We start from the raw sequence: 13,294 nt of genomic DNA on the forward strand, positions 1-13,294 counted from the left end.
CGCTATGGTTGGCCCAGACGACAGCAAAACCATGGTCATGGCCCCGATGCTGATTGCTGAGGTGCTGTCAAAATCCACCCAGAGCTACGATCAGGGCGATAAATTCATGTACTACCGCTCCATCCCAGACATGCGGGAGTACCTTCTGGTCGATCAAAAACAGCATCATGTCATTAGTCTGGCCCAAGAAAAAATCGATATTTTCCAGGTCGATTCGACTCTGCTCAGAGAACACCGGCTTTCTCCGCTAGAGACGCTACGCGAACGACTCTGCGCAGCCAGCGATCATCGATAAACGAACAGGCGTTTGGCAGCGCGGGTAAAGGCCACATAGCAGAGCTGATTACGCTCCATCACATTGGGGTTCGCTGCCATGGAAGGCAAATCGACAAACACATCCTGAAAGGTAGACCCCTGGCTCTTGTGGATAGTGAGGCTGTAGGCGTAGTTGACATCGTGGAAGAGTTGCTTCAGGGTCCAGAATTCCTGCCAGCGCTTTTCGGCAGCCAGGGCTTCCAGGCGCAAGCGATACTGGGATTGCCCCCGCTGGTGCAGCACCCGCAACATACGGTAATCCCCTTCCTCCGTTTCCACCTCTAGAAACCACACCGGCCAATCTCCGGCATAGCCCGGCGTCGCCTGCAGCACTTCGCATTCAGCCGAGGTGGGCAGCACAATCGTGTCATCTTCTAAGCAGGGATTATTGGCAATCAGGCGCTCCCCTGGCACGAAGCGATCGGCCTCGGGGCCATAGATGGTGGCCCGAATCTGGCTGTTGAGTTGATGCACTCGCCGGTTGGTATAGGCCAGCCCCCGCACCTGATCAGGATCGTGTTGATACGCCTCACTGGTGACGGCCCGCAGCAGTAATTGATGCCAGCGGGACCGAGACAGAACGAAGCAACCTTCGGTCTGCTCCGGATTGGTGTCGCTGCCAAAGCGGGGAAAATGGTCTCGCTCTAGATGGCGGCGCAGATCTTCTGCCAAGATACCGATGGCATTGCCATAGCGGACCACTTGGGTCAGGTCAGAGCGATGATGAATCTGGCGAAAACAGGGAGATTCCGGCTCGCCCACCGGCGGTAATTGGGCCGCATCGCCGACGAAGAGAAGCTGGGTCCCGGTGTAGAGATCGGAGACGGCATTGACCAGCAGCGCCCACATCTCGGCGTTGATCATGGAACACTCGTCCACAATCACTAGGCGGTAGCGGTCGAGTTGGCTGCTCTGGTGCCGGTCGGGGCGAAATAATTGCCGTCCGGTTTGGTCATCGATTACCGGTCGTAGCCCCAGCAGCTTACAGCAGGTCATGCAGTCCAGGGTGAGGCCCCAGCGAATGGCCATGGTGCCCAGAACCTTGGTGGCCTTATTGCTGAAGGCGGTGAGGACGATGATGCTACGCTTGTCTTTCTGCCGCCGCAGCCGCGTGATCAGGGCCTGCAGCAGGGTGGTTTTGCCGGGTGCCGGCATAGCCGGTGAGTAAATAGAGTTTTTCCTGGCTGTGCAGGAAATTCTCCAGGGCCTGTAGGGCTTGCCATTTGCTCAGCAGTTAACGCTATCCCCGGCAACACCTCGGGGATAGTCTCTGGGGTTGCCTCAGCGACACTGAATTCTGACGCTGCCGGTTTCCATGGCTCTAGGATAGCCGACGGTAGAGACTTACTGACAGTATGGGGGTCTGGCTGCAGCGACGGCAGCGTCATCTCGCCTGATCTCGATAGGCGTGGAGATCGGTGGGTGCGATCGCACCCTGTTCGGTGACAATGGCAGTGATTAACTCGGCAGGAGTGACATCGGCGGTGGGGTTATAGCACTCCACCGCCTTAGGGGTGAGCAGCTTGCCGCCAACGCGAGCGATTTCCGCTGGGGCGGCCGTGGCAATGGCGGCCTGCTCCCCACCGGGCAGGGAAAAGTCTACCGTCGACAGGGGCGCCGCCACCAGAAAGGGAACATCATGGGCCTTGGCGATCAGGGCCAAGCCATAGGTGCCAATCTTATTGATCACATCGCCATTGGCGGCAATCCGGTCGGCCCCCGCCAACACCGCGTGAATACGGCCCTCTTGCATACAACGGGCGGCGGCACTGTCGGTCACCACCGTCACCGGAATTCCCTCCTGCACACCATTCCCAGGCGTTAACCGCGAGCCCTGAAAGCGGGGGCGGGTTTCGCCGGCATAGACCCGAGCCAGCCGCCCCTGTTGCCACGCCGTCCGCACCACCGCCAAGGAAGTGCCATAGCCTGCCGTGGCCAGGGCGCCATGGTTACAGTGGGTGAATAGGGTGAGCTGGTCTGGGGTAGACGGTAGGATCGCCAGCCCATGATCCCCAATGGCATGGCCAATGTGCAAATCCTCGGTCTGCATGGCCTGGGCCGTCTGCAACAACCGCTCCCGAATCGACTCCACCGAGCCCGGGGTCTGGATGGCCACCTGCATCATCCGCTCCATGGCCCGTTGCAGACTGGTCTTGTCGGGGCGCAGGCTACGCAGTTGTTCCGCCACCGCTTCCAGGCGTTCCAGAAAGGCCTGCCGGTCCTCCATCCGCATTTCCGAGGCCCCCAGATAGACGCCATAGGCGGCAGCGATGCCAATGGCTGACTCTCCGGCCACGATGCGGCTACGAATCGCCGTCATCATGTCGTCGCAGCGGCTAATGGAGACGACGGTATATTCCTCGGGCAGCTTATTTTGATCGACCAGGAGCACGTGATCTGTTTGCCAGACCACCGGATAAACATGGGTATCGACCGAATCAACCATAGGTCGTTGGCCGGCAGAGGCCGTATAAAGAAGACAGTGGGGATGCAGGATGCCCCTACATCCCCTTAAACCATACCCCGTCTGCGGCTAGACCCGAACGGCAGATTTTTCCACGCTGTAGGTGGACAAAATCCGCTGTGCCATCTGGGCCGGGGTCAGGCCCAGGGTGGCCTTGGCTTCATCGGGCTGGGCGTGATCCACCAGTTGGTCGGGCACCCCTAGGCGCAACACCGGCAAAGTCATCTGGGCATCCATCAGGGCCTCGGCCACAGCGGAGCCAAACCCACCCATGCGGCAGCCCTCCTCCAGGGTGACGACCCGGCCAATTTGCTGGGCCAGGGGCAGAATCAGCTCCGTATCTAGGGGTTTGGCGAAGCGGGCATTCACCACCGTCGCCTCGATGCCATGCTCGCTGAGAATTTCAGCCGTTTGCAGGGCGGGATACACCATGGATCCGTAGCCCACCAGCAGCACATCGTCTCCCTGGCGCAACACTTCTCCCTTACCGATGGGCACAGGCTCCCAGCCCTCTTCCATCAGGGGCACGCCGTAGCCATTGCCCCGGGGATAGCGCACCGCAATGGGGCTACTGGTGTGGTTGATGCCGGTGACTAACATGCGTTGCAATTCGGCCTCGTCTTTGGGGGCCATCAGCACCATGTTGGGAACACAGCGTAGGTAGGCAATGTCATAGAGCCCTTGGTGGGTGGGGCCATCGGCCCCAACGATGCCGGCCCGGTCCAGGCAGAAGAACACCGGCAGGTTTTGAATACAGACATCATGAATGACCTGATCAAAGCCCCGCTGCAGGAAGGTGGAGTAAATGGCTGCCACCGGCCGCATGCCCTCGCAGGCCAATCCCGCCGATAGGGTGACGGCATGCTGCTCGGCGATGCCCACGTCGATATATTGCTGGGGCAAGGCTTCCTGCAGCTTGTTGAGGCCGGTGCCCGTGGCCATGGCAGCGGTGATGCCGATGATTTTGGGATTGTCTTGGGCCAGCTTGATCAGGGTTTGGGCGAAGACCTTGGAATATTTAGGCGGCTTGGGCTTGCTGGAGGGAAGACCCTTGCCGGTGGCCAGGTCGAAGGGGGATTGGGCATGGTAGCCCACCTGATCCCGCTCGGCGATTTCATACCCTTTGCCTTTGGTGGTGGCCACATGCACCAGCACTGGGCCCGGATGCTGATGGGCTTCTTGGAAGGTGCTGATCAATTCCTGCAGGTTGTGACCATCGATGGGGCCAATGTAGGTGAAGCCCAACTCCTCGAAGACGGCTCCGACCTTGGGAATGGCCAGGCGCTTCATGCCCTCTTTCACCCGGTGTAGTTCTGGGGAGAGGGAGTCGCCGACGAAGGGCAGATGCTTGAACTGCTCTTCCAGGTTGTCGCTGAGAAACTGCACTGGCGGGCTCAGGCGCATTTTGTTCAGGTAACGGGGAATCGCCCCGACGTTGGGCGAGATCGACATCTCGTTGTCGTTGAGCACCACCAGCAAGCGGGTATTGGGCAGGTGGCCGGCGTGGTTGATGGCCTCTAGGGCCATGCCCCCGGTGAGGGCGCCATCGCCGATGATGGCACAGACCTTAAAGTCTTCCCCTTTGCGATCGCGGCCCAGGGCCATACCCAGGGCAGCCGAGATGCTAGTGGAGGCGTGACCGGCGCCGAAGTGATCGAAGCGGCTCTCGCATCGCTTCAGATAGCCAGCAACGCCGTCTTTCTGCCGTAGGGTGTGGAAGCGGTGATAGCGACCGGTGATCAGCTTGTGGGGGTAGGCCTGATGGCCAACGTCCCAGAGGACCTTGTCGTGATCCAGGTCGAGGGTTTGATAGAGGGCCAGGGTGAGTTCGACCACCCCCAACCCGGGGCCTAGGTGGCCACCGCTAGTGGAGACGGTCTCTAAATGCTTTTCACGAATCTGGCGGGCAATATCTTCTAGTTGCCGAATGGACAGCCCGTGCAGTTGATTGGGATGAGTTATTTCACTCAGGTGCATACTGAAATATCCTCTGGATCCATGCAAATGGTGATTTCCTGCTAACCTCACTGTAGGAGATTTGTCTACCAGGGGCAGGAGCTTGGGGCAGCCTTAGCTAACCACTCTAGACAGATTTGCCAAGACCATACGTTTATTGAGCAATAAGCCGTAATCGCTGCTGACAACCGTTAACTAACCGATATAACCTTTAACGTTCTGTTATGGTTCATTTTCGTGTGTGCTCACATGGCCTCCAGTGGCCTACGATACCGTTCACCATCGCGGGTTGGATTGCGATCGCAACCACTGTTAACATCACCCCCTCGGCCGGGGCCAACCAGTATGATACCTGTGCCCGGGACCTGCTCGCTGCCGGAGTCGCCCCCGAAGCCGCCCGCACCACCTGTGCCAAGGCCCTCCATCCTACAGAGCTGGCTGACTGCGTTGAGTCTGTGGCTGAGGTGACTGAGGTGGCCCCTGACGAGATTCTATCGGCTTGCTCTCGGGATCGACGTCCCCAGGACATGGCCAGCTGCGTCAGCGATATCTACACCACCCTGGCGGTGTCTGATGGGCTGAAGGTGCTAGAGAGCTGCCATCGCAGCATCTTGCCCCGACGCTATAGTGCCTGTGTCACTGGCCTAGCAGATGCCCTAGAGACCAGCACCGATGACGCCCTCAATAGCTGCCTCAGCGCCGGCTATCGCCCCACCGACCTCGATCCCACCTTCATCCCCGCCGAGTAGCAGCAGGGGCCGAGAGTACTCGGGTTTGTGGATTAGGGGGGCTGATTTGAATGCCAGCCACACAGCTTGCTCCCTTGCCCCTTGGGGCCCGGGAAGTAGTACGTAGTAGTACGCATAAACCCCCCAGGTGCTTAACACCCAGGGGGTTTGCAATCACGGGCTCTGCCTCAGAGACACGGAGCGTCTAGCGATACAGGTTCCCAGCCAAAGACTCAGATCGGACCAAGACTTAGTAGCGCCGAGAGAAGCTATCACGGCGGTTGCCACCACCAGAGGAGCGATTTTCCCGAGGTCTGGCTTTGTTGACCTTGAGGTCACGGCCCATCCACTCGGCTCCATCGAGATCCTCGATAGCTGCAGTTTCGTTAGCCTCTTCCACCAGCTCCACAAACGCGAAGCCACGGAACCGACCGGTTTCGCGATCGGTGGGCATGTGGATCCGCTTCACTGAGCCGTACTCTGCAAACACAGAGGACAAATCCTCTTCGGTAACCTCATAGGAGAGGTTGCCAACGTAAATAGACATACAAAAATCTCCGAAACTTAAGAGTGTGTAGGGTGTTGAGATTTCGGAGCGCAGCTTATCAAGTTCAAACGGAAGACCGAAAATTGACTATCAAATGATGCAACCGAATCTTTGTCCAACCGTGATCATTCTAACCTGGATTTTGATTTCCACAAGAGCTGAGGGGGCATTTCCCAGTCCTGGCAACGGTTTCAGGTTAAGTTACTTTAACCAGTACCAACTCGCCTTCAATTTTGGCCTCAAAAGCGTCTAAAGGCTCGGCGGCAGGCCCCTGGCGCACACTGCCATCGGGGTTGAACTGAGATCCATGGCAGGGACAGGCAAAGCCTTCGGTGCCATCGTCCCACTCCACGTAGCACCCCTGATGGGTGCACAGGGAATTTACCCCCAACACCGCCGTGGCATCGGCAGGATCTCGAACGACCACTACTTGGGAGCCGAGAAAATTCTTATCAGAGAGAAAACCGGCCTCATCTAACCCGGCTACAGTCCCCACGGCCGCAAAGCCGTCCGGCCGCGGCGTAGAAGCTACCTCGACGTCCTCACTGGGGCTCTCCCTAGAACTCGAGGTGGTATCGGCGGACTGACAGGCTGCAATGGCCATGGGCAAGGAGCTCGCTAGACAGCCTAGTCCTACCCAACTGACAAATTCCCGTCGTTTCATAGCGATGTTCTCCTGCTCAACGTTCAGCTGGGCTTAACTGCTCAGACGGCCGCCACCCGCTGTAATGGCGGGCGGCGGCCATGGCCACAAATAGAAGGTCCAAGCCCACCACGGCCGCAATGATCATCTCGGAACCGCCGGTGCCAAAGCCATAGCTGTGGAGACCGGTGCCGAGGACGAAGTTGACGCCATACCAGGCCATGAGGACGGCGTTGAAGGCCACCACGCTGGCAACACCAATGCCGAAGTCGCCAATCCAGCCCACCAATCGCCCATGTAGGGGAGCCAGGTAACAGAGCAGGGCAATCAAGGCCCAGGTTTCCTTGGGATCCCAGCCCCAGAAGCGGCCCCAAGAGAAGTGGGCCCAAATGCCGCCCAATATAATGCCGGTGGTCAACAGCAGGACGCCTACCTGCAAGACGCGATAGTTGAGCTGGGACAGGGTTCTGATCCGTCCTGTTGCCGTGGGAGTGACGAGGTAATTGCCCAGGGTCAGGTGCCCTAACCCCAGGGCTAAGGCAAAGCTGGCGTAGCTGAGGGCAATGGTGGGCACATGGATGCTGAGCCAGAAGTTATCCCGCAGCACCGGCACCAGGGGCGTAATGCTGGGATCGAGTACGGCGGGTAGGCTATCGGCCAACACCAAGCTGGTGACTGCCAACGGCGCCGCTGCCAATAGATAATAGCGGGCGCGAGACATCAGCTCGAAGGTGAGGGCCAGGGCGGCAATGCCGAAGCCGACCCAGACTACTGACTCATACATGTTGGTCACCGGGGGGCGGCCGGCGATCTGCATCCGCAGCCAGAAGCCGTAGGCCTGAATCCCCAGACCGGCGGTGAAGAGACCGATGGCGCCCCAGTAGAGATTCCAGGGCTTTACCCAGAGGCTGATCACCACGGCGATGAAGGCCAGGCCGTAGAGCCACCAGGCTTTGGCGAAGGGATGGAAGTGATTGAAGTGCACCTCCCGCCTCAAGGCCGCCTCGGCCGGATAAATCTGGGGACTCAGCCGCTGCAGCCCTGCTTTCAAGTCTTGGGCCAGGGGACCCACCATGGGGACATGGGTGATTCCCCCTTGCAACAGGGTCTGCTGCATCTTCGCAAATACCGCCAGTAAGGGAGTAATGGCTTCGGGGTCGTAGAGTTGCTGGGCCTGGGAGAGGCTGACCCAGGTGCCCTGGGCATCGCTGGGGTGGGGCACAATCGGGAGGGTATCGCCGCCAACGCTGCCGTAGAGCCGGTTGAGCCGATCTTCGATGGTCAGCGCCTGCCGCTGGTTACGGCTCAAGTCATCGCCCTTGAGGTCGGCTTGATGGGCCTGACGCACCAGGGTCGCCAGAGCCTGGTTGGCCATCAGCTCTTGAAAGCTGAAGTGTTTGCGCGCCGGGTCTAGTCCTACGGCTGCTTTCAGGGGGCGATAGCTGACCAGCACGACGGGTTCTTGGTTCCAGTCTCGAGTGTTGAACCACAGAGTCAGGTAGGTGCTGAGGTAGTCTTCTGACGCTCCGGCTAGGGGCTGGTAGGTCGTAGAGCCATGGATTTGGGTGACGGTTTCCTTGGCCACGGTATCTAAGGGCTTTTTGCGGCCATCCAGCTGCACGGCCAAGGTCCGCAGGGAGTCTAAGGTATCGGGCTGGAATTGACTCAGGGGCACCAGGCAGAGCAGGGTGCCGAGACAGAGGCCCAAACAGAATTTGAGCAAGTTAAAGCCTGTCATGGTCAATGGAGGGATTAGGGGTGGACAGTCTCAGGAATCGAGTCGGGTTGGGTGTCGTCACTGGCAGGCGCTGGGGGCTGGGGCGATGGCTGGCGACGGCGCAGACGCTTTGCGATCGCAGGTCCGTAGAACATGACGCCGATGCCCAGCACCACCAACAGGGAGCCGCTCCAGGTCAGAGCAGTGACCCACCAGGGCTCTCGCTTCAGTTGCAGGGTGGACTGGTTTAAATCCCCCGGATTCCAGGAGGCCTGGGCCAACTTCCAGCCGCGAAACCAAGTGGGATGGTTCATCCACACCGAGCGCTGCACCGCCGTGTCCGTATGGGGATCCCAGAGGGTGATCTGGCTGGTCCACATGGCCACCGACTCGCTACCTTCGTTGCGCGCCACGATGAAGTCATCCAGCGTCACATAGAAGGGCAACTGCAACAGCTTGGGACCAAAGGCGGCCACCTGGAGGCCATCCTGGCCTTGCCAGGAGACGGGCTCCCCCCAGGGCAGCCAGAGAGTGGAGCCATCCTGGCGAGATACCTGGAGGGCCGGGAAGCTCTCCCCTGGGGCAGCAGCCCCGGCAGTCAAGGGCACTACCCGGCGTTGCACCCGGGCCCGATCGATGCGATCGCTGAGGGAGATCTGGATATCGGCCCAGCCCGGGGCAATGACCTCACCGGGACGCCATTCACCGACGGTGGTGCCCTGGGCCCCATGGGCCCCATAGAATAACCGCTGGTCTGGGGCAGCGACCACGCGCAGGAGGTTTGGGGCCTTGGCATCGGTGAGATCCAGGAGTCGCGCCAGCTCGGCCTCATCCTCGGCCTGCACCAGCTCCAAGTGGGCCGGGCCGATGTCCAGCTGCCGATAGTCGCCGGGGGCCATGGCCAGCCAGCGTCTCAGGGTTTGCCCCATGCGATCGCTGCCCATGGTCAGCTGTATGGCCAAGTTGTCGACGTTGCCACCTGGCTGGAAGCCGACAGTGGTCACGGCCTGGTCGCTGTAGCCCTGCAGGAAGAGGCCGGCAAAATGTTGGGGACTGACGGAGCCATCGGGCCGGATCACCACATCGGCAGCCCGGGTCGCCTGGCCAGGAGCCGCCACCTGCAGCTGCTCGCCCTCCACCCGAATCTGATTATTGGGGCCGCCATCGGTGCGCAGCAACAGCATGCCTTCGCTGCTGAGGTGAATTACCGCGGCAGCGCCGGCAATGAGAAGGATTAATCCCCAATGGGTGAGGGCGAAGCCAATTTTTCGCGGTCCTCGCCAGGGGTAGCGACTGAGGGTTGATACTCCCAGATTCACTGCCAGGAGAAACACTAATGCCCCAAACCAGGCACTTTTATAAATCTCTCTCTGAACCGTTGCAGAGCCGACATTAGACTCATAAACGGTGGCCCAAATCAGAATAGTTGCGATCGCAACCAACAGGGGTACAGCCAGACGAATTGAGCCCAGAAATCGGGTAAATCTGGATGCCATAATCATCGCAATTTTGATCGAAGTCCACGTGTATACCTGTCAGGTTTAGCCGGGAAAGTTTGTATCCATTGATGCAAAACCGATGACTTATATGCGGAAACCGTTTAAATTCGATTCCATCAGTGCATATTGAGCCTGTGTTGGCCTGATGGCAGCGTTCATGTTAGTTATGCATCAGTTCCATGCAGCCGCTGAATATTAAATCAGAAATCGTAGTTGATTTAACAAAAATAAGCTGGGGAGTTGCCTATTTTCGAATACACACCACGACACTCCCAATAACGTTAGAGATTGGACTGTAAAGATGACATGCCAAGATGACATGCCGTCGCCATCAGCGTTTGCAGCATTGATGATATCCGTCTTTGATCTTCTGACTTCTGATCAGATTTGGTGACGAGATTTACATCCCAGTGATGTTGCATCATGGGTCATCACCGGTCGAAATTTACAGCCTTTATTGCAGTTTATTAGGTGGCTCCTGGAGAACGTTTTGGGTTCATGATTTAGGAGATTCTTCAAGATGACATCGAACGTGAATGCGGCTTCCCAAGAAACTGCCCTTCAAATTGAGCTTTTGGAGCAAAGTTTTGCGAAGGTAAAACCCCAGGCCAATGAATTTGTGGCCAGTTTCTATGACAATCTATTCACCGACTATCCGGCGGCCAAGCCCCTGTTTGCCCACACCAATATGGCAGAGCAAGGCCAGAAACTACTGATGTCCCTGGTCTTTGTGATCGAAAACCTGCGTCAACCAGGGGAACTCACTGCTGCTCTGCAGGGCCTAGGCGCTCGCCACGTCAAATACGGGGCGCTCCCCGAGCACTATCCCCTGGTGGGCAACTCCCTGCTGAAGACCTTTGAGCAGTACCTTGGGGCCGACTGGACCCCCGATACCAAGGCGGCCTGGGTCGATGCCTATGGCCTGATCACCGAGGTGATGCTAGAGGGGGCCGACTATGATGCGGCGGCGGTCAACCTCGACTCTAAACCGGTCGATGTCCCTGAGAGCAATATCAAATCCGGTACGGTCGCCAGCCTGATTGGGGGCGGCATTGTGGTGCTGGCCATCCTGTTCTTCTTGATTTAGTCCCTGCCAGTTTCTGGTTTGCCCCGCCTCTGAGGAGATATCGATGATCTGGCCTGGAGGTCGATCCATTCCCTGGCAATCCATAGTGAGCCTCAAGGGTGCGATCGCATGTGCCTGTATTGCCCTAATTGGCTGGTTCGCCGCCGCCTTCTGGCTGGATCAGCGCCAGGTGTTCTTGCCCGGCCAAACCTCCGTCGGCCACCACTTGTTTGAGACCTCCTGTAATTCTTGCCACGAAGGCTTTAAGCCGGTCAGCAACGACACCTGCAGGCGCTGCCACCAGGCCGAACTGGCCGAAGATGCCCACGGCACCCAGAAGTTTATGGACCCCCGCTGGGCCGAGGACTTAGAAAAGTTGGCCGTCCTCACCTGCACCACCTGCCACAACGAACATGTGCACATGTTTGACCGCGGGGTACATCTACAGCCGGACCTGTGTATGACCTGCCACGACGGCATCATCACCGGCGAGCTCAAAAGCCATGACGGGTTCACCCCCGACGGCTGTTGGACCGCGGGTTGTCACAACTTCCACGACCACCGCTCGATTTCCACCGGGTTTTTGCGCCAAAACCTGGATCAACCGCCGATGCTACCGGTACAAGCCCTGCCGGAGCGTACCGTCTCCCCGTCCCTGGAGACAGCCCCCAGGCCTGACCTGACCTCGGAATTTGAGGAGTTGGGGCGATGAAACCCTGGATTGCCATGGTGCTGGCCCTGTTACTCATGCTGGTCTACCCGGCCCCCGCCGGGGGAGAGGGAGTCACCTCAGAGGCGGTTGAGGAGGCCACTCAACTCTGGCAAGAGAGCCTCCATGCGCTGAATCAGGTGAATTGCTCCAGCTGCCATCAGCCCGCAGCCACCCGGCCCCTGCAGGGGCACCCCGACCATGAGAGTTGTCGCAGCTGTCACAAACAGGCGGTAGAGACCTTCCTGCTGGGGAAACACGGGGTGCGGCTATTGGAAGGTCAATCTCCCCTGACCCCGGCCATGGCTCGCCTGCCCATGAAGGCGGCGGCCCACCAGCGGCAGATGACCTGTGCTACCTGCCACGATGTGCACTCCGTCAATACCGTCGCGGCGGCGGTGGATGCCTGCCTCAGTTGCCACAATGATGCCCATTCCTTGAACTATGAAAACTCTAAACATGCCCAGCTATTCGCCGCCGATCGCCAACTGCCTCGACCGTCAGCAACGGCGGTCAGCTGTGCCACCTGCCACCTACCCCGCCACCAGGTTAAGGCCGGAGAAGGCACCCTGACCCAGGTCAACCACAACAACAACACCTATACCCTCTTACCTCGCGATCGCATGGTGAAAGAAGTCTGCATGGGCTGCCACACGGCCTGGAATACGGCTACAACAGCATTTTTGATGACGACCTGGTGGAGGCCAATTTTGATCACCCTCCCAGTTCGTCCCTAGAGACCTTTGAGCTGGTTCGGGCCCTAGAAGAACGGCGCACCGATCAAGCCGGTCCCTAGGCTCTGATCCCATCAACGTTCGCGGAGAAGACTGTCCTCACCCACCCATTTGTTCATTCCTGACTCACATTTAACTGCACGTCTTAGCGATAAGGAGAGGAGTTCCATGGCATTCGTCGAGAGATGGTTCCAGACAATTCGCACCCGCACCGTTGCCTTCGTTGCCATTGTGATGGCGGTGATGGTCACGGCGGTATCCTGTAGCGGCGGTGGCAATGTCGCCGACAATGCCGGGGTGGCCCCGGAACTGGTGGCCGATTATATTCACACGGTGTTGGCGGCAGACCGTACCGCCTATACCAAGCACGTAGTCAACCGAGTCGCGACCCTGGAAGGGAAGGCGAAGGAGGATGGTGTGTTGCCCATCGAAGCCACCGAAGGCTGGCAACAGACCGACGGCATTCCCCTACCGGCCCAGATGTTCCGCCTGGGATCGGAAATTGCCAACGAATCCGGCTACTTTACCTACAACCTGATTTCGCCCTGGTATATCAACGACAACCATGCTCCCAAGGGGGAGTTTGAAGAGCGGGCGGTACAGGAAATGATCGACACCGGCGAGCCGGTGAAGGAATACCAAGAGATTGGAGACCAGACCTATTTCTCGGCCATGTACCCCGACAAGGCGGTGGCGGAAGCCTGTGTCTCTTGCCACAATACCCACCCGGTTCACCTGGAACGGTACCCTGACAAGCAATTTGTCATGGATGAGGTCATGGGCGGCATCGTGATCAACATTCCCCTGCAGGGTGCTTAGCAGGGTCGGCTCCCCTAGGGGGCGACGCCGATGCTGAACCAGCGCTGGGAGAGGTTAGCCGGAGCAGAGCCGCCCATTGCCCACCGCCCAGCTTGCC

At 58.8% G+C, this 13,294-nt stretch carries 12 protein-coding genes and 1 pseudogene; 6 read left to right on the forward strand and 7 right to left on the reverse strand.

What is annotated here, in order from left to right:
- Positions 1-25: 25 nt before the first annotated feature.
- A pseudogene (locus XM38_RS11670) lies at positions 26-295 on the forward strand (Uma2 family endonuclease); the annotation flags it as partial.
- Here the strand turns inward: XM38_RS11670 and XM38_RS11675 are convergent.
- The 3 genes from XM38_RS11675 to dxs form a co-directional block, all read right to left on the reverse strand.
- Positions 286-1,470: an ATP-dependent DNA helicase gene (locus tag XM38_RS11675; protein WP_225889294.1), complete on the reverse strand. Its 1,185-nt coding sequence runs from the start codon at positions 1,468-1,470 to the stop codon at positions 286-288. The pseudogene XM38_RS11670 and the gene XM38_RS11675 overlap by 10 nt on opposite strands.
- Positions 1,471-1,699: 229 nt before the next feature.
- Positions 1,700-2,761 (reverse strand): S-methyl-5-thioribose-1-phosphate isomerase, encoded by a 1,062-nt coding sequence (mtnA, locus tag XM38_RS11680; RefSeq protein WP_088429921.1) that lies wholly within the window; start codon positions 2,759-2,761, stop codon positions 1,700-1,702.
- Positions 2,762-2,848: 87 nt separating this feature from the next.
- Positions 2,849-4,756, reverse strand: coding sequence for a 1-deoxy-D-xylulose-5-phosphate synthase (gene dxs / locus XM38_RS11685; RefSeq protein ID WP_080813946.1), 1,908 nt, complete (start codon positions 4,754-4,756; stop codon positions 2,849-2,851).
- A gap of 203 nt (positions 4,757-4,959) precedes the next feature.
- Here dxs and XM38_RS11690 point away from each other — a divergent pair, with 203 nt between their 5' ends.
- Positions 4,960-5,484 carry a hypothetical protein gene (locus XM38_RS11690; protein ID WP_137455087.1) on the forward strand — a complete coding sequence of 175 codons (525 nt, stop codon included), beginning with the start codon at positions 4,960-4,962 and terminating at the stop codon, positions 5,482-5,484.
- 229 nt (positions 5,485-5,713) lie between these two features.
- On the opposite strand, the gene XM38_RS11695 is transcribed toward XM38_RS11690, so the two are convergent.
- The 4 genes from XM38_RS11695 to XM38_RS11710 form a co-directional block, all read right to left on the reverse strand.
- Complete coding sequence (locus XM38_RS11695; RefSeq protein ID WP_080806808.1) at positions 5,714-6,010, reverse strand: RNA recognition motif domain-containing protein; 297 nt, start codon at positions 6,008-6,010, stop codon at positions 5,714-5,716.
- 196 nt (positions 6,011-6,206) lie between these two features.
- Entirely contained in the window at positions 6,207-6,674 is a 468-nt protein-coding gene (locus XM38_RS11700; RefSeq protein WP_088429923.1) for a QcrA and Rieske domain-containing protein, read from the reverse strand.
- Between the two features lie 16 nt (positions 6,675-6,690).
- The gene (locus XM38_RS11705; RefSeq protein ID WP_088429925.1) at positions 6,691-8,391 is read right to left on the reverse strand and encodes a cytochrome c biogenesis protein; all 1,701 of its coding nucleotides are present in this window, start codon (positions 8,389-8,391) and stop codon (positions 6,691-6,693) included.
- 14 nt (positions 8,392-8,405) lie between these two features.
- Positions 8,406-9,866, reverse strand: coding sequence for a cytochrome c biogenesis ResB family protein (locus XM38_RS11710; protein WP_225889296.1), 1,461 nt, complete (start codon positions 9,864-9,866; stop codon positions 8,406-8,408).
- Between the two features lie 523 nt (positions 9,867-10,389).
- Here XM38_RS11710 and XM38_RS11715 point away from each other — a divergent pair.
- From XM38_RS11715 to XM38_RS11730, 4 genes are all read left to right on the forward strand, one after another.
- Positions 10,390-10,956 (forward strand): globin family protein, encoded by a 567-nt coding sequence (locus XM38_RS11715; RefSeq protein WP_080806805.1) that lies wholly within the window; start codon positions 10,390-10,392, stop codon positions 10,954-10,956.
- Between the two features lie 43 nt (positions 10,957-10,999).
- Complete coding sequence (locus XM38_RS11720) at positions 11,000-11,647, forward strand: cytochrome c3 family protein (protein ID WP_088429929.1); 648 nt, start codon at positions 11,000-11,002, stop codon at positions 11,645-11,647.
- On the forward strand, positions 11,644-12,381 hold the full coding sequence (locus tag XM38_RS11725) for a multiheme c-type cytochrome (protein ID WP_225889298.1): 738 nt from the start codon (positions 11,644-11,646) through the stop codon (positions 12,379-12,381). Before XM38_RS11720 ends, XM38_RS11725 begins: the two co-directional genes overlap by 4 nt.
- Before the next feature lie 165 nt (positions 12,382-12,546).
- Positions 12,547-13,197, forward strand: a complete 651-nt coding sequence (locus XM38_RS11730; RefSeq protein ID WP_080806803.1) for a Tll0287-like domain-containing protein — start codon at positions 12,547-12,549, stop codon at positions 13,195-13,197.
- The last annotated feature ends 97 nt before the right edge of the window (positions 13,198-13,294 follow it).

Source organism: Halomicronema hongdechloris C2206, from assembly GCF_002075285.3.
GTDB lineage: Bacteria > Cyanobacteriota > Cyanobacteriia > Phormidesmidales > Phormidesmidaceae > Halomicronema_B > Halomicronema_B hongdechloris.